This window comes from Terrihabitans aquatilis, assembly GCF_052542005.1.
Genome location: NZ_JBOCUO010000001.1, coordinates 99,699 through 116,273 on the forward strand (window position 1 = coordinate 99,699; position 16,575 = coordinate 116,273).

Sequence of the window (16,575 nt, forward strand, 5' to 3'; positions counted from 1 at the left end):
CAGCGCGCATATGTGCTATCCCGCTGGCCTCCGCGTGAGGCCACAATGCTTTCGTCCGTATTCGACTCGATCCGTAAGTTCATTCCTCCGATTCACCGGGAGGGCTATCCGTTCATCGCGATTGCCTTTGCCCTGGCGATTGTCCTGATGCTGCTATGGCAGCCCCTCGGCTGGATCGGCCTGATCCTGACGGTCTACGTGACCTATTTCTTCCGCGATCCGATCCGCGTCACGCCCACGGAGGACCGTCTCGTCGTGTCGCCGGCCGACGGGCTCGTCACGGCCGTCGATTATGCCGTGCCGCCGCTTGAACTGGGACTCGGTCCCGAGCCGCGCCAGCGCATCTCGATTTTCCTGTCGATCTTCAACGTCCATGTGAACCGCGTACCCATCAGCGGCACCGTCAGCCGGGTGGCCTATCGCCCCGGGAAGTTCCTCAACGCCGATCTCGACAAGGCGAGCGAGGATAATGAGCGCAATGGCCTCGTCATCGACGGTTTGGCCGGACAGGTGGCTGTGGTTCAGATCGCAGGGCTCATCGCGCGGCGCATTGTCTGCTGGACGGAGGAGGGCGATCACGCTTTGCCGGGCGCACGCTTTGGGCTCATCCGGTTCGGCTCGCGGCTCGATGTTTACCTGCCCGCCGGATCGAGTGTTTTCGCCTCGGTCGGCCAGACTGCGGTGGGTGGAGAAACCGTGATCGCCGACCTTCTGGGCGCGCCGGCGCGCGTCGGCTTCCGCAGCGAATGATCGAGGGTCCCGGCATGATGCACGATCAGGACGATGGCACGGAAGAGGCGTCCGCGCCGAAGATGCGCAGCATTGGCCCGGTGCCGATCCGCGTGCTCATTCCCAACCTTATCACGTTGCTCGCGATCTGCATCGGTCTCACCGCCATCCGCATGGGCATGGAAGGCCGGATGGAGCTTGCGGTCTATGCCGTGGTTGCGGCGGCGGTTCTGGACGCACTCGACGGCCGGCTGGCGCGTTTGCTGAAAGGCACGTCCCGGTTCGGCGCGGAGCTCGACAGCCTGTGCGATTTCGTCAATTTCGGTGTGGTGCCCGCCGTCCTTCTCTACATCTGGACGCTGCACGATCTGCAATCGGTGGGATGGGCCGGCTCCATCGTCTTCGCCGTGGCTGCAGCGCTGCGCCTCGCGCGCTTCAACGTGGCGCTGGAAGTGCCGAAGCCAGCCTTCGCACAGGACTTTTTCGTCGGAGTTCCGGCGCCGATGGGCGCGCTTCTGGTGATGTTGCCGATCTATCTCGGCCATCTCGGCTCGATCGATCTGCCGGTCGTGAGCGCTTCCGTGTCGCTCGTCTATTGCGTGGTTGTCGCGCTGCTGATGGTCAGCCAATTGCCGACCTGGTCGTTCAAGAAATCAACCGCGCGCGTGCGGCGCGACATGGTGGCCCCGGTCTTCGTGGCCATCGTTCTGCTGACGGCTTTGCTCGTCAGTTACACATGGGAAATGCTGAGCCTGGTCGCCTTCGCCTATCTCATCACGCTTCCGATCGCGTTCGCGAGCTATAGGCGCCTGTCGCGAGACCATGGCCCCGTGTCGAACGGCGATCCCGACGCCGCCTAGCGGAAGCCTTTCCGGGGCCGCCTCATTCGGCGGCCTCGGCGAGATGTGGCCCCGGCCGGTCGTTCGTGTGAGAAGGCGCGGGTTGGTCCAGATCCTCTGTCGGCCCCAGGAAGCGCCCGAACACGCGGCCCATAAAGCGGCCGAGATCATCCATGATCGTATAGAAACTCGGCACGAACATCAGCGACAGCGCCGTCGATGCGGCCAGGCCGCCGATCACGGCAATGGCCATGGGAGAGCGGAATTCGCCGCCCTGTCCGATGCCCAGCGCGGATGGCACCATGCCCGCGATCATGGCGATCGTGGTCATGATGATGGGACGCGCGCGCTTGCGGCCGGCGTCGATGATGGCCTCGTCGCGATGTGCGCCATGGCGCTCCGCCTCGATGGCGAAATCCACCAGCATGATGGCGTTCTTCGTCACGATGCCCATCAGCATCAGGATGCCGATCACGACGGGCATGGAGATCGCATCGCCGCTGAGAAGCAGCGCAATGATGACGCCGCCCACGGCCAGCGGCAACGAGGCCAGGATGGTGAAGGGCTGGAACACGCCGCCGAACAGCAGGACGAGCACGCCCAGCACCATCATGATGCCCATGCCCATGGCCATGGCAAAGCCGCCGAACACCTCGTTCATGATCTCGGTGTCCGCGCTCTGGACGATGGTCACGCCCTTCGGTAGGTCGCGGGCTTCCGGCAGAGCGAGCACGGCTTCCACCGCCTGGCCCAATTGCATGCCGCCGGTGAGGTCGGCGCCCAGCGCGATGCGGCGTTGGCGGTCGTAGCGCTCGATGGAGGAGGGGCCCTCGCCGAATGAGATATTGGCGACGGCCGCGAGCGGGACCGAGCCGCCATCGGCGATCGGCACCGCCAGCGTTTGCAGCACACCGGATTCGGCGCGGGCGTTCTCGCGCAATTGCACGCGGATGGGCACCAGCCGTTCGCCGGTGTTCAACTTCGGCAGATTGGAATCCACGTCACCGATCGTGGCGACCCGGATCGTCTCGGAAATCGTGTCGGTGGTGATGCCGAGATCGGCCGCTCGGTCGAGCTGCGGCTGGATCAGCAATTCCGGCCGGCTCAGCCCCGTCGCGGGCGCCACGTTGATGAAGGTTGCAATCCGGCGCATGCCGGTTTCCAGCATCTCCGAACCGCGCGCGAGATCTTCGGCGTTGCTGCCGGTCAGCGTGACCGACAATTCCCGCTCGCCACGCTCGTTGACGTAGAAGGCGCGCAGATCGGGGATCTCGCTCACGATTTGTGAAACGCGGACCTCCAGATCCTTCTGGGTCAGCTGGCGAGTATTCTTCGGCGTGAGGCGCACGATGATGGCGCTCTTGCGCACTTCGAGCGACCCCGTTGGCGTGGTGCCGCCGAGCACGAACACCGACATCACCTCCGGCAATGCTCTGAGTTTCTCCGTGATGGCGTCGGTGGCCTTCTCGGTATCCGTGAGCGTGGAACCCGGGGGCAGTTCGGCCGACACCACGATGCGCGCCGCGTCCTCGTTCGGCATGAAGCCGGTGGGAAGCAGGCCCGCGCTCCAGATGGAGACGGCGAACAGCCCGAGGCCCGCGAACAGGGTCAACCAGCGATGGCGCAGCGACACCTTCAGCGCGCCCGTATATTTGCGCATCAGCCAGCCGTCGCGCTCCTCCACGTGCTTGTGCGGGCGCAGAAAATAGGCCGCCATCAGAGGCGTGATGAGGCGCGCGACAAGCAGCGAGATGAAGACGGCGACCGCCACCGTCAGGCCGAACTGCTTGAAATACTGCCCGGCAATGCCGCCCATGAAGCTGACGGGGGCGAACACCGCGATGATCGTGAAGGTGATGGCGATGACAGCGAGCCCGATCTCGTCGGCCGCTTCCATCGCGGCGCGATAGGGCGACTTGCCCATACGCATATGGCGAACGATGTTCTCGATCTCGACGATCGCGTCATCGACCAGAATTCCGGTCACCAGCGTGATGGCGAGAAGGCTGATGAGGTTCAGCGAGAATCCCATCATGTCGATCACGAAGAACGTGGGGATGACCGACAGGGGCAGAGCGACGGCGGCGATGAGTGTCGCGCGGATGTCGCGGAGGAACAGGAACACCACCACAATGGCGAGCAACGCGCCTTCCAGCAGGGTGTGCATGGCGGATTCGTAATTGCCCTCGGTGTATTCGACGGAATCGTCGATCTTCGAGAACGTCACATCCGGATTTGCAGCGGTCATTTCCGCCAGCCGCTGGTCGACCGCCCGCGCGACCTCGACGTCGCTCGCGCCCTTGCTGCGATAGACGCTGAGCGACACCACGGGCGCGCCGTCGAGACGCGCGAACGAGCGGGATTCTTCAGCCCCGTCCGTCACCGTGCCAAGTTCGGACAGCCTTATCTGCCTGCCGTTCAGCAGCGAAATCTTCAGCTCCGAGAGATCCGTCACGGTCCGCGCATTGGCCAGCGTGCGGATCGATTGTTCCTGCCCGCCGATATCGCTGCGCCCGCCGGCCAGATCGATGTTGAGCGCGCGCACCTGCCGGTTGACGTCGGCGGCGGTGACGCCGAGCGCCCGGAGCCGGTCGGGATCGAGCTCCACCTTGATCTCGCGGTTGACGCCGCCGATGCGCTCGACGCGGCCGACACCGCTCAGCCCCTGCAATTGCCGCTTCACAACGTCATCGACGTGCCACGACAATTCCTCGAGCGTCATTCCGGGTGAGGTTGCGGCGAACGAGACGATCGACTGCCCCTCGACATCGAGACGCTCGACCACGGGCTCGTCGATGGTGCGCGGCAACTCCGCGCGGATTTTGGCGATGGCGTCCTTGACGTCGTTGACGGCGCGGTCAGTGTTGGTTTCGAGGTGGAACTCGATCAACGTCGAGGACAGGCCGTCCGAAATCGTCGAGCGGACATGCTTCACGCCCACCAGATTGGCGACAGCATCCTCGATCTGCTTGGTGACCTGCGATTCCAGCTCGGACGGGGCCGCGCCCGCTTCCGTGACGTTGATCGAGACGATCGGCACGTCGATGTTCGGAAAGCGTGTGACCGGCAGGTCGCGAAACGCGAAAAGGCCGAGCACCGTCAGCACGACGAACAAGACGAGGCCGGGAATGGGACGGCGGATCGATGCCGCCGAAATGTTCAGCCTCATCGAGGCGCGTCCTCTCCGCTTTGCAGCTCAACCGGCGTGACGACATCGCCATCGCGCAGGAACGACCCGGCCCTGGCCACCACCATCTCGTTTTCGGAAAGGCCCGACACGATCTCGATATGGGTGGCGGACCTCAGCCCTGTCGTCACCTCTTTGGTGACGACCTTCTCTCCCGCGAGCGCCTGCACCGTGCTTTTGCCGCGCGCGACCGTGACGGCGGAAAGGGGCAGAGTGATGGTGGTGCTGCGGCCGATCTCGACGATTCCGGACGCGAAAGTGCCCACGATGGCGCGTCCGCTGTCGTTCAACGCCACGCGCACCCGTCCGAGACGAGTGGTGGGGCTCACTTCGGCCGAGATCAGCCGAATCTTGCCGGGCAGGGCCTGCGCCACTCCCGACGGCGTCACGCGCACGGGCTGCCCCTTTTCGAAACGGGCCAAGGTGGCGTCGACCACTTCGGCCTCCAGCTCGATATCGCCGTTCTCGATGATCCGGAACGAAGGATCGGCGGCCATGGACGCGATTGCCCCCAGCCGAAGCGTGCGGCGGCTGATGATGCCGGAAGTCGGGGCGCGGATTTCCGTGTGTGCCAGCCGCACGTCGAGCAATTGCTTCTGGGCTTCCACCACTTTGAGATTTTCCCGAGCGGCGTTGAGGCGCGCCTCGGCGGTCTGTGAGGCGGAAAGCGCCTGATCGTATTGCTGCGCACTCGCCGTGCCGCTGCGGCGCAGGGTGGTGCTGCGTTCGAGCGCCTGCCGGGTCTCCTGCACGGCAGCCTCAGTTTCCGCGATCTGGGCGCGCGCCTGGGCGATGTTGGCCGCGACTTGTGCGGCCTCGGCGTCGAGCGAGGTGCGGGACAGACGGGCCAGCACTTGGCCTTTCTCCACGCGGTCACCTTCCTCCACAAGGATCTCGGTCACGGCCACGCTCTCGATTTCAGGTGCGACAAGCACCTCCTCGCGCGCCACAAGCGTGCCGGAAACATTGACCTCTTCGGCGATTTCCCGGCGCTCGGCCCGGGCCACGGTCACGGCCGGCGGCCGCCGCTCCGCGTTTGCTGCCGCCGGCTCCTCGGCAGCCCCGCCCTGCTGGGCCAAGGGCACGAATGCCAGGCCGACGACCAGCAGGGGACGAACGAACAAGCGCCAACGCATCGATCAATGCCCCTTGCTGGGTGCGGGAGAGACGTCGATGCTGAGGCCGGGCGTGCCGGTATCGCTCAGCGTTTCAAGTTCCGATCGGTAGGCCTCGACATGTGCCAGATCGGCGGAGAAATGCCGGATGCCCCATTCGAGCAGCCATTTGATCGGCGGATAGCTGCACTCAGGGCGCACCGCTTCAAGCTCGGCCAACTGCCCGCGCTGCTGCGCGATGCGGGTGTCTATGGCGCCTGCTATCACCTCGCGGGGCAGGAAGGGCGCACACAGCGCGATCAGAGCGAAGGACGAGCGGTAGACGTCCGGCTCCGGAGGCGCACTCAGCGCCTCGACGAAGGCTTTCCGGCCGGTCTCCGTCAGCGAATATACCTTGCGGGCGGGCTTGCCCGTCTGACTTTCCGTGCGGACCGTGACGAAGCCCTGCTGTTCCAGTCGCGCCAGCGCCGGATAGATCGAACCGAAGCTCGCCTCGACGAAATGGTCGAAGGGACCCTCCGTCCACCGCCTCTTGAGGTCGTAGCCGGAGGCTTCGCCGTGGGCGAGTAGGGCGAGGCACACGGTCTGTACATTCACGCTGGGGCAGCTCCTATATCCGCCGCACATATATCGGATCGATATATGGGACTTCAACACCTGGTGAAGATTAGGGCCGAAAGCCTTACTAAGTGCCTGTGCGTGCTAGCGTGTGGCCGGGAGATTTGATGATGCGCGCCCGTCCTTTTTCGCTGGCTCTGATCGCGATCACATTGGCTGGCGGCACCGCGTTCTGGGCGCTGACGACGCCGGCGCGAATTGACGTGTCCGCCGTGCTCGACGGTCCGGGCGACGTGGCGAATGGGGCGCGTATTTTCTACGCCGGCGGCTGCGGTTCCTGCCATGCAATACCGGGCGGGCAGGATCCACTGGCGCTCGGCGGCGGCTTGAGGCTGAAGAGCCCGTTCGGCACATTCACGGCGCCCAACATCTCACCCGATCCGGAGCACGGCATCGGCGGCTGGACGCAAGAGCAATTCGTCACGGCACTCGTGGCCGGCACGTCGCCGCAGGGGCAGCATTATTATCCGGCCTTCCCCTACGTCTCCTACCGCAACATCACACCGGCCGATGCGCGCGATCTCTTCGCCTATATGCAGACGCTTCCAGCCGCCTCGGATACATCGCCGGGTCATGATTTTCCGCTGAACCTCGCCCTTGTTCGTCGCGGCGTCGGCCTTTGGAAGCGGCTTTATCTGGGCGACGAGAAAGTGCCCGCAGATCCCGCGCGGGGCGAGGCTTGGAACCGGGGCGCCTATCTGGTGGAAGCGCTCGGGCATTGCGGCGAATGCCACACCCCGCGGACTGTTGCCGGAGGGCTGATCGAGGATCGCCGTTTTGGAGGCGGTATCGGCGGGCCCAACATCACCTCCGGGCGCGGCGGCATTGGCGACTGGACGGAAGACGACATCGCGTTCCTGCTGGAAGACGGTTCGACCCCGGAAGGCGATGTGGTGGGAGGCGAGATGGCGCGCGTCGTTCGCAACACAGCCCGGCTGTCCGAGGAAGACCGGCGCGCCATTGCGGTCTATGTGAAGAGCCTGCCGCCGGTCGACCGCCAATAGATTGCACGGATGCATGAAGCGCGTGCAGTTCAGGGGCTGGTTACGGGCCCGCGCGCTTGCCAGATTCGCTGTGAACCGGAATGGCTCCGGTGAGGAACAGGATCATGGCCCAGAATCTTCGCGGCCTTCATCATGTATCGGCCATCACGGCGACCATTGCCGACAACATGGATTTCTACACCCGCATCCTCGGCATGCGGCTGGTGAAGAAGACCGTCAATCAGGATGACGTATCGTCCTACCATGTGTTCTACGCCGACGGGCTCGCCAGTCCGGGCACCGATCTCACCTTCTTCGACATCCCACACGCCGCACGGGAGCATCCCGGCACGCACTCGATCACCCATATCTCCCTGCGTGTCGCGGGGCGGGATGCCTTGGCCTATTGGAAGGAGCGGCTGAACGGGGAAGGGATTGGTGCCCGCGCATTCGAGCAGGCCGGCCGCCCGGCTTTGGCTTTTGCCGATCCGGAAGGGCAGCGCCTCGTCCTCGTGGAGGATGGCGGTCGAGGCGAGGCCCATCCGTGGGATCGCAGCCCGGTTCCGCCCGTGCATCAGATCCGGGGTCTCGGGCCGGTCACCATCAGCGTTCCGGATCTGGCCCGCACCGAACCCCTTCTGACCGGCGTCCTGAACATGCGGCGAAAGGGCAGCTATGCCCACCCCGACACCGCGATCCATCAGGTCCACGTCTGCGAGATGGGCGAGGGTGGCCCGGATGCTGAGCTTCACGTTGCGGTGCAGCCTGATCTGCCGCGCGTGAAGGCCGGTGCCGGCGGCGTCCACCATGTGGCCTTCAACGTCGGCGATGCCGAACAGCTCACCGCCTGGGCCGAACGCATCGCCGGCGAGACGCGGCTGCCGAATTCCGGCGAGGTGGAGCGCTATTATTTCCGCTCGTTCTACTTTCGCGAGCCGAGCGGCGTGCTGTTCGAACTCGCGACCGATGGGCCGGGCTTCACGGCGGACGAGCCGCTGGAAAGTCTCGGCGAACGGCTCGCTCTGCCGCCTTTCCTCGAGCCGCGACGCGCGGAAATCGAGGCGGGACTCAAGCCGATCTAGCGGCCGCGCTCAGCCCTCGGAGGCGTCATAGGCGGGGACGAATACTCCCAAGGCTTGAAGCTGTGCCTCGGCGGATTTTAGCCGTTCGAGCACAGCTTCCCCTCCGCGCGCCACAATGACGTCGAGCAATTGCTCGGCGATGGCCCAGGCCGAGACGAGCGACGGAAAGAAGCTCGGCCCCTCGGTGGAGAAGGTCAGTACGATCTTGGCTTCGCGCGCGAACGGCGCCAGTGGGCTGTCGGCGATGGCGATGAGGGTGGCCCCGCGCCGTGCGGCGTGTTCGGCTACGATCACGCTTTCGCGCGAATAGGGCCGGAAACCCATGATGACGACCACGTCTTCCTCGTCCACGGCGCGAAGCTCGGCCTCCAGGCTACCGCCCATGCCGGACAGGAGCACCACATCGGGTCGGAACAGGCGGTAGACATAAGCGAAGGCATGGGCCGGCCCGAAACAGGCCCGGAAACCGGCCACAAATACGTTATGCGCGCGCTCGAACGCTTCCGCCGCCGCCGCGAACACGGCGGCATCGTTCAGGCCCTGCGTGGCCTCCAGTGTCTTGAGGTGGCTGCGGTGCAGCTCGCCGGGGTCGATGTCCGACAGCCGCCGTGCGCGATCGGAATAGAGCGCCGGGGCCACCCGCATCCGCTCGACGAACGGCTCCTTGAAATCCTCCCAGGCGGAAAACCCGAGCGTGCGCGCAAGGCGCACGAAGGTCACGGGCTGTACGCCGGCATGGGAGGCGAGGGTGCGCATGGAGACGATGGCGACATCCTCGGGCCGTTTCAGAACGAACGCCGCCGCAATGCGCTGCTGCGGGCTGAGGTCCACGAAGCGGGATCGGATCTTGTCGACAAGGCTGGAAAAACTGTCGGCCATGAGGACCGATTTAGGGCCGATGGTGCAGATTCCGCAACATCTGTTTCAGGAAATTCCGGATCGAGGTCGGGAAATCCACGGGACCTCCGAGACAATGAAAAAGCCCCGCCTTCGTGAGAAGACGGGGCCGTTGCGTGGCAGTTTGGGAGCTATCAGGCGACCTGGTCGAGTTCCGCGTTGAAGCGCAGGAAGCCGTTGGCATCGACGGAGATGTCTTCAGCGTCCACGCCGGCCAGCGTCACGGTCGTGAAGCGGTTCGCGTCACCCGCATTGCCGGCGAACGTCTGGTTCTCGAAGTAGAGAACCGTGTCGTTGCCGGTGTCCTGGATGAACACTTCCAGCCCGGCGACATTGCCGACATTGCCGTTGCCGAGGTTCACGTCCGCACCGATGTTGACGGCGGTGTAGTTCGGACCAATGAACAGGGCGTCCTGACCCGCGGCACCGAAGCCGGTGATCGTGCTGCTCTGATCGGTGAAGACGAACAGGTCGTTGCCGTCGGTCGCGAACTCCGTGCTCGCATCGATGACTTCGATCGCATCCACGCCGAGGTCGGCGAGGGTGGTCTCGGCGTCATCGACCGCCTGCTGAAGCGCCACGAGCTGGCTGATATCGCCCTGGGCGTCGGCGACGTCCTGGATCAGCTGTTCGCGGATTGCGATGGCGCCCTCGGCGTCGGCCACGGCCTCGATTGCATCGTCGAGTTCCCCGAGCTCAGGATTGTCGACGAGGATGGTGTCCACGTCGTCCTGGGCCTCATCGACATCCGCCACCAGATCGGCGCGGGTATCGACGGCGGCCTGGGCATCCGTCACGGCCTGGTTGAGCTCCTCGGTGGTGCCATTCGCGGCAACATCCGTGGCAAGTGCAGCCTCGGCATCGGTGACGGCCTGTTCCAGAGCCGCGCGGGCGTCCAAGGCATCCTGGGCGTCACCGACGGCGTCGGCGAGGTCGGCATCCGAACCGTTGGTCGTGATGTCGGTCTGAAGCGCCGTCTGGGCGTCCGCCAGAGCGGTTTCAAGCGCGGTACGGGCCGTCACGGCCGCCTGAGCTTCCGTGAGTTCTGCCGCGAGCTCCGCATTGGTGCCGTTGGCACTCACATCGGCGGCGAGGGCCAGCTGAGCGTCGCCGAGATTGTTTTCGAGAGTTGTGCGTTCGTCGAGATCTAGTTGAGCGGCCAACAGATCCTGCTGGAGGTCGCTGTTGGAGCCATTTTCCAGAACGTCAGCCGTCAGGGCAGCTTGGGCATCTGCGACAGCCTGATCGAGAGCATCGCGATTGTCGATGTCCGCCTGAGCGGTCGAAACGGCAAGCTGGAGAGCCTGAGTTGTTCCGTTCGTCGCGATGTCGGTCTGGAGAGCCGTGTTGGCACTGGCAGACGCCTGCTCCAAAGCGGTGCGGGCCGCTACCTCAGACAGTGCGTCATCCAAATCCTGGTTAAGTTCAGCATCGGTGCCATCCGCGGCAATGTCGGCGTCGAGGGCCGTCTGAGCGGCATCCACATCGGCTTGCAATTCGGCGCGGTCTTCCGCGATATCTTCTTCGATCGCTTCTCCGTTGGTAGAGAGGTAAAGGACTGGATCGTCGAGAAGAAGTGGCAGGTTAATCGATATATTCAGGTCAGCTAAAGCATCAATCAGGGTACCAACAACACTTAGGTTGCCAAGGTTAATCTGGATAATCGCATTCTCAACAGCAGCCGCCTCAGCATTGAAATCGTCCAGTGCCTGCTGAGCGTTAGCAACGTTGTCCCGGAGATCTGCGCGTTGAGTGATCTCAGCCTGCGCTGCGGTCACGGCCGCATTTAGCGCTGTGGTGGGACCATTGGCGCCAATGTCCTGCTGGAGCGCGAGGTTGGCGTTGGTCGCTGCGGTTTCCAACGTAACGCGGTTGCTCAGAGTGGTCTGAGCAGCTGCAAGGTCGTCGTCGAGGTCGTCGTTCGAGCCGTTCGCGGAAATGTCGGCGTTGAGTGCATTCTGCGCCGATGCAAGATCGCCTTCCAGCGCGCCGCGGGTCTGAAGCGCAGATTCAACGTCGGCGATTGTTTGCTGAAGCTCTGCGGTCGTGCCATCGGCATTGATGTCAGCGGTGAGAGCCGTCTGCGCATCCTCGACAGCCTCAAGAAGATCCTGACGAGCATCCAGCGCAGCCTGCGCGTCGGTAACGGCGTCGTTCAGCTCTTGGGTCGAGCCATTGGTGGAGACATCGGCCGCAAGCGCGGCGTCGGCCGCATCGACGTCGTCCCGCAGTTCTTCGCGGGCCTCGACAGCTGCCTGGGCGTCCGACAGATCCTGCTGAAGCTCGGCGGTCGTGCCGTTGGCAGTGACGTCGTCGGCGACATCCGCCTCGGCGTCGGTCACGGCTTCTTCCAGCGCCGTGCGGGCCGTCACTTCAGCCTGTGCATCCGCCAGAGCGGTGGCGAGCTCGGCAGGAGTACCGTTCGCGGTCTGGTCGGCCTGCAGCGCTTCCTGCGCAGCGGTCAGCGCTGCACGGGCGGCAATGAGTTCCTGGCCGGCTGCGGCGAGGTCGGGATTGGCGGCGACGGCAGCTTCAGCCGCGGCAAGGCGATCCTGCGCATCGCCGAGATTGGCCTGAAGCCGGCGGTCTGAGCCTTCCGAAGCGCGATCAGCAGCAAGCGCGGCGCGGGCCTGGGTGAGGGCCGCCTGGAGAGCATCGGCATCGCCATTCTCTTCCACGAAAGCATCGCGCGCGGCGACGGCCTGCTGGAAGATCGCGACAGCCTCGATGGTCGGATCGATCGGATCAGTGCCGGGGTCGTAGTTCGGAGCGCCGACGCGGTTCTCCAGATGTCCCCACTGAACGAAGTGGTGGAAGCCGTCCACGTAATCGCCGGCGGCAACCGCGGCAGCGATGTCGGGGTTGTTGGAGAGATAGGCGGCTTCGTCGAAGTCGACGAAATCAGCGTTCGGCGTGCGGGTCGCACCTTCGAGCTGGCCGTACTGCACGAAATGGTCGAAGGCGCTCGTCACTTCGCCGGTGATCAGCGCAGCCGCAACGTCGGGGTTGTTCTCGAGATAATAGGAGGTGTCGAAATAGGCGTTCGGATCGCGCCCTTCCTGACGGCCCCACCGCTGATAATGAGCGTAGGCGTCCGGATAATCGCCGGCCGCGACGGCGGCGGCCACATCGGCGTTCTGCTCAAGGTAAAATGCGGCGTCAAAGGTGACCACGCTCATGGTTATTCCCCTAATCGTTGATTAGCCCCGCCCCTGCCACGCAACAGAAGCTCGATAGATGTCTTCGCCCTAAAGAGGTCGATGCGCGCAACTTATGCGAGCAGGTTGCATTTGATGCAGGCAGGCCATACCGGACAAGAGAAAAATTATGAGCACTCAACCAAAGATTCATTGACAGATAAAAAAATATGCAATCCGAAAGAGCGAGGGTGGCTAAATCTCTGCTGCGACTGTCAGAATCATACAACCAAAGGTTGATGAGTCGGTCTTGGCTGCTTTTTCTGTGCGCTTTTGGCAACAGGTCTTTGGCGGCTTTCGGAGGAGCGTATTCGCCGCCCCTCCGGTCCCGTGTGCAATTTAAAGAGGCATTAATTGGCCGGAGACGGCGCGGTTCGATCGGTCAGCTCCAAATGAGTGGCCAGTTGCCGCAGAATGCCGCACGCCGCCGGCTTGCCGAGCGTCATTTCCAGCATGGTCGCGTAAGACATGGCCGACGCGCTGAGCAATTCGTTGAAGGGGGCGTCCATAGAGCGGGCCTCTTCAAGCGCCTTCTGCAGATGCGGCGTGAACACATCGCGCATCAGCCGGTCCACGCGCTCATTATCCTGCGGCGGCAGGATCGAATCCTTGTAGGTCATGGTCTCTTCCTTGCTGGGTTAGCGCTCGTTCAGGCCGCGTGCGACGGCGTCGGTCAGCGGCTTGGTAAGATATTGGAGAAGCGTGCGCTTCCCCGTCTGGATGAAGACCTCGGCGGGCATGCCGGCGTGGATACGCTGGCCCGCAAGCTTCTCCATCTCGGCCGGCCCGGTCTGGACTTGGGCGAGGAAATAGGGGGTGCCGGTGGCCTGATCGACCAGCCGATCCCCGGAGAGCGTGATGACGGTGCCGATGATCTCCGGCGTGCGGCGCAGATCGAGGCCGATGAAACGGACTTCGGCTTCCTGGCCGACCGAGACGTGCGAGACGTCGTTGGGCGAGACCCGCGCCTGGATCAGCAGCTTGTCGGACGAGGGTGCGATCTCCATCAGGGTCTCGCCGGGAGAGATGACGCCGCCCTCCGTCGTCACGCGCACGTTCTGCACCACGCCCGTCTGAGGCGCCGTGATATCCAGGCGCTTCATGATGTCCTGAGCCACATGGTATTGCTGCCCGAGATCGGCGATCTGCGCCTCAGCCTCGCGCAGCATCACCGTCACCTCGTCCAGCCTCTGCTGACGTGTGTGCGTGATCTGAAGCTCCGCCTCGCCGATGGATTGCTGCGCCACGGCGATGGAGGTGCCGGTGGTCGCCATGATGCCCTCGAGGCGGGCGACCTCGCGCTGAAGCACGAACACCCTCGGCTTGGACACCAGGCCGCGCTCCAGCAGCGGGAGCAGGGCGCCGAGTTCGTCCTGCAACAGCCGTACCTGCGAAGAATTCGCCACCTGCTGCTGCTCGTGGCCCCGGACCTGCGACTGAAGCTGCTTGATGCGCTGATGCAGGATGGCAATTTGGCCCTGCAACGTGGCGCGGCGTTCGTCGAATTGCTGGCGTTGGCCCTGCAGGATGGCCGCGACATCCGCATCGTTCGCCGCGCGCTGCAACAATTCCGGCGGGAACGTCAGCATCAGCGCGCCCGATCGCTCGGCCAGAAGGCGTGATTGCAGCGCGGTCTGCATGTCGAGCTGCGTCCGCAGGCGCTGAACCTGCGCAGTGGGCGCGATCCGGTCGAGGCGTATCAGCACGTCGCCCTGATTGACGAGATCGCCTTCGTGCACCGCGATCTGGCGCACGATACCGCCCTCCAGATGCTGCACGGCCCGGCGCTGGCCCTCGACCGCAAGCGTGGCTGAGGCGGCAACCGCGCCGGCCAGCGGAGCGATGGCCGCCCAGAGCCCGAACCCGAAAAATGCGACGAACACGATCGCCGAGCCAACGACCACCGGCCCGCGAATGCTCGTGGGCGCGGTGGGCGCATCGCCCTGTTCGGGCTCGGCCAGTTGCCCCAGCCGGGTAACGAGATGGGAGCTGAGTTCGATCAGCCGGTCCGGGATCTTCGCCACCTCTTCCCGGGCTGCGGGAACGGAGATGGCCGATGCCTTTTGCGTCAGAAGCCGCATCATCGTCGTCTCGCGATCAGGCTGGTTTCAGGGGCGAAATCTGCCCGCGCGCCTGGGTCAGGCTGACGGGAGATTTGTTCATGTGGTTCAGCACCGCGTCCTTGGGGCCGTAGAGCGTGAGCGTGCCGCCCGCGAACACCGCCAGCTTCTCGATGGCTGACAGGAGGGTCGTGCGATGGCTGACGACGATCACCGTGCGTCCTCGGTCGCGCATCCGTCCGATGGCGTCGGTCAGGGCCATTTCGCCTTCGTGGTCCAGGCTCGCGTTCGGCTCGTCCAGAACGATGATCCTGGGGTCGCCGTAGAGCGCACGGGCAAGCGCGATGCGCTGCCGCTGGCCACCCGAAAGGCCGATGCCGTTCTCACCGAGAAGCGTGTTGTACCCCTCGGGAAGTTTGAGGATGACGTCGTGCACGCCCGCTTCCTGCGCGGCCCTTACCACCATTTCGGAATCGACCTTGCCCAGCCGGGCGATGTTCTCCGCGACGGTGCCTGCGAAAAGCTCGACGTCCTGCGGCAGATAGCCGAGATGGCGTCCCAATTCGTCCGGGTTCCAGGTCCGCACGTCGGAGCCATCGATCCGGACCTGACCCGAAATGGTGGGCCACACCCCGACCACCGCGCGCGCCAGTGTCGATTTCCCTGCACCCGATGGCCCGATGATTCCAACGGCCTCACCTGGCTGGATGTCGAGGCTGACGCCTCGCAGCGTCGGCGCCCGCCCGCCCGGTGGGGCCACGGACACCTGTTCAAACGTCACCCGGCCCTGCGGAGCGGGCAGCGACATGGAGACATCCAGCCCCGGCGCAGTCTCCAGGATCTGCTTCACCCTGTGGTAGGCGCCGCGTGTGTTGATCAGCGATTTCCACTGGCCGACAAGCGCCTCCACCGGCGACAGGGCGCGGCCCATCATGATGGAGGTGGCCACCATCACGCCGGGTGTGACCTCGATCTCGAGCACGAGATAGGCGCCGACCCCCAATATCGCGACCTGCAAAACCATGCGGGTGAACTTCGACATTGCGAGGATCGCCCCGGCCCGGTCGCTCGCTTTGGCCTGATAGCCGAGCGCGCGGGCGTGAACGTCCATCCAGCGATGCAGGACGGCGCCCATCATGCCGAGCGCATGGACGGTTTCGGCGTTCCGCAGCGTCGACGAAATGTAATGATTGGCTGCGCGCGTGGCGGAGCCGGCCTCGTTCAGGTTCCGGCGGGTCGTCAGCTCATTCATCAGCGCCAGCACGAAGATGGCGATGGCGCCGAACAGTGCCACGAATCCGAGAAGCGGATGCAGGATGAAGCAGATCAGAAGGAAGATCGGCACCCAGGGTGCATCGCACATGGCAATGATGGCGCCGCCTGAAAGAAACTCCCGAAGACTGTCGAGATCCTTGAGCAATTGGCCCGGATTATCGGTGGAGCGATTGATGTGGCTGCGGAAGGCGATGTGGAACAGCTGTCTGGCGAGGAGCTGGTCGAACCGTGCGCCCGTCCGCACCAAAACGCGCGACCGGACGGCTTCCAGCGCGGCGTAGACCAGAAGCATCATCACCGCGATCAGGGTGATCATCAGGAGGGTCATTTCGCTGCGGCTGGTCAAAACGCGATCGTAGACCTGCAGCATGTACAGCGGACCTACGAAAAGAAGAGAATTAATAAAAAAGCTAAATACAATTACCCATATAATATTGATCTTCAGCTTCTTTATTGTGCCGTCCAAGGATACGGAGGGCGATGTATTGAGAGGGCGGGAGGAATTCATTCGACGGGTGGCCCTGCAGCAATTGGTTGGATCGCGTCCGGCAACTTGAACAAGAATGTCTGGGTTTGAGCGCAGGCCGATGTCC

Annotated in this window: 12 protein-coding genes; 4 read left to right on the forward strand and 8 right to left on the reverse strand. The window is 64.1% G+C overall.

Features of this window, described 5'->3' with window-relative positions:
• Positions 1-45: 45 nt before the first annotated feature.
• The gene (locus ACQ6S1_RS00520; RefSeq protein ID WP_445039223.1) at positions 46-750 is read left to right on the forward strand and encodes a phosphatidylserine decarboxylase; all 705 of its coding nucleotides are present in this window, start codon (positions 46-48) and stop codon (positions 748-750) included.
• Positions 747-1,589, forward strand: coding sequence for a CDP-alcohol phosphatidyltransferase family protein (locus ACQ6S1_RS00525; RefSeq protein ID WP_445039224.1), 843 nt, complete (start codon positions 747-749; stop codon positions 1,587-1,589). The genes ACQ6S1_RS00520 and ACQ6S1_RS00525 overlap by 4 nt, the downstream gene beginning before the upstream one ends.
• Before the next feature lie 22 nt (positions 1,590-1,611).
• Here the strand turns inward: ACQ6S1_RS00525 and ACQ6S1_RS00530 are convergent, their stop codons facing one another.
• The 3 genes from ACQ6S1_RS00530 to ACQ6S1_RS00540 are packed head-to-tail and all read right to left on the reverse strand — an operon-like array spanning position 1,612 to position 6,467.
• The gene (locus ACQ6S1_RS00530) at positions 1,612-4,737 is read right to left on the reverse strand and encodes an efflux RND transporter permease subunit (protein WP_445039225.1); all 3,126 of its coding nucleotides are present in this window, start codon (positions 4,735-4,737) and stop codon (positions 1,612-1,614) included.
• On the reverse strand, positions 4,734-5,891 hold the full coding sequence (locus ACQ6S1_RS00535) for an efflux RND transporter periplasmic adaptor subunit (RefSeq protein WP_445039226.1): 1,158 nt from the start codon (positions 5,889-5,891) through the stop codon (positions 4,734-4,736). Before ACQ6S1_RS00535 ends, ACQ6S1_RS00530 begins: the two co-directional genes overlap by 4 nt.
• 3 nt (positions 5,892-5,894) lie before the next feature.
• Positions 5,895-6,467: a PadR family transcriptional regulator gene (locus tag ACQ6S1_RS00540; RefSeq protein WP_445039227.1), complete on the reverse strand. Its 573-nt coding sequence runs from the start codon at positions 6,465-6,467 to the stop codon at positions 5,895-5,897.
• A 128-nt stretch (positions 6,468-6,595) separates the two neighbouring features.
• Here ACQ6S1_RS00540 and ACQ6S1_RS00545 point away from each other — a divergent pair, with 128 nt between their 5' ends.
• Both ACQ6S1_RS00545 and ACQ6S1_RS00550 read left to right on the forward strand, forming a co-directional pair.
• Positions 6,596-7,492: a c-type cytochrome gene (locus ACQ6S1_RS00545; RefSeq protein ID WP_445039228.1), complete on the forward strand. Its 897-nt coding sequence runs from the start codon at positions 6,596-6,598 to the stop codon at positions 7,490-7,492.
• A gap of 104 nt (positions 7,493-7,596) precedes the next feature.
• Entirely contained in the window at positions 7,597-8,553 is a 957-nt protein-coding gene (locus ACQ6S1_RS00550) for a ring-cleaving dioxygenase (protein WP_445039229.1), read from the forward strand.
• 9 nt (positions 8,554-8,562) lie between these two features.
• On the opposite strand, the gene ACQ6S1_RS00555 is transcribed toward ACQ6S1_RS00550, so the two are convergent.
• The 5 genes from ACQ6S1_RS00555 to ACQ6S1_RS00575 form a co-directional block, all read right to left on the reverse strand.
• Entirely contained in the window at positions 8,563-9,432 is an 870-nt protein-coding gene (locus ACQ6S1_RS00555; protein ID WP_445039230.1) for a MurR/RpiR family transcriptional regulator, read from the reverse strand.
• A 152-nt stretch (positions 9,433-9,584) separates the two neighbouring features.
• A complete protein-coding gene (locus ACQ6S1_RS00560; protein WP_445039231.1) occupies positions 9,585-12,422 on the reverse strand; it encodes a coiled-coil domain-containing protein in 2,838 nt (945 codons plus the stop codon).
• Positions 12,423-12,997: 575 nt separating this feature from the next.
• The gene (locus ACQ6S1_RS00565) at positions 12,998-13,267 is read right to left on the reverse strand and encodes a hypothetical protein (RefSeq protein WP_445039232.1); all 270 of its coding nucleotides are present in this window, start codon (positions 13,265-13,267) and stop codon (positions 12,998-13,000) included.
• A gap of 18 nt (positions 13,268-13,285) precedes the next feature.
• Complete coding sequence (locus ACQ6S1_RS00570; protein ID WP_445039233.1) at positions 13,286-14,731, reverse strand: HlyD family type I secretion periplasmic adaptor subunit; 1,446 nt, start codon at positions 14,729-14,731, stop codon at positions 13,286-13,288.
• Positions 14,732-14,744: 13 nt separating this feature from the next.
• Positions 14,745-16,490: a type I secretion system permease/ATPase gene (locus tag ACQ6S1_RS00575; protein WP_445039234.1), complete on the reverse strand. Its 1,746-nt coding sequence runs from the start codon at positions 16,488-16,490 to the stop codon at positions 14,745-14,747.
• Positions 16,491-16,575: the final 85 nt, after the last annotated feature.

What these genes read in the sequence shown, in the direction of transcription:
- ACQ6S1_RS00520 (WP_445039223.1), top strand. Translation starts at nt 46, where the DNA reads ATGCTTTCGTCCGTATTCGACTCGATCCGTAAGTTCATTCCTCCGATT.
- ACQ6S1_RS00530 (WP_445039225.1), bottom strand. Translation starts at nt 4,737, where the DNA reads ATGAGGCTGAACATTTCGGCGGCATCGATCCGCCGTCCCATTCCCGGC.
- ACQ6S1_RS00570 (WP_445039233.1), bottom strand. Translation starts at nt 14,731, where the DNA reads ATGATGCGGCTTCTGACGCAAAAGGCATCGGCCATCTCCGTTCCCGCA.
- ACQ6S1_RS00555 (WP_445039230.1), bottom strand. Translation starts at nt 9,432, where the DNA reads ATGGCCGACAGTTTTTCCAGCCTTGTCGACAAGATCCGATCCCGCTTC.
- ACQ6S1_RS00545 (WP_445039228.1), top strand. Translation starts at nt 6,596, where the DNA reads ATGATGCGCGCCCGTCCTTTTTCGCTGGCTCTGATCGCGATCACATTG.
- ACQ6S1_RS00550 (WP_445039229.1), top strand. Translation starts at nt 7,597, where the DNA reads ATGGCCCAGAATCTTCGCGGCCTTCATCATGTATCGGCCATCACGGCG.
- ACQ6S1_RS00575 (WP_445039234.1), bottom strand. Translation starts at nt 16,490, where the DNA reads ATGAATTCCTCCCGCCCTCTCAATACATCGCCCTCCGTATCCTTGGAC.
- ACQ6S1_RS00565 (WP_445039232.1), bottom strand. Translation starts at nt 13,267, where the DNA reads ATGACCTACAAGGATTCGATCCTGCCGCCGCAGGATAATGAGCGCGTG.
- ACQ6S1_RS00535 (WP_445039226.1), bottom strand. Translation starts at nt 5,891, where the DNA reads ATGCGTTGGCGCTTGTTCGTTCGTCCCCTGCTGGTCGTCGGCCTGGCA.
- ACQ6S1_RS00525 (WP_445039224.1), top strand. Translation starts at nt 747, where the DNA reads ATGATCGAGGGTCCCGGCATGATGCACGATCAGGACGATGGCACGGAA.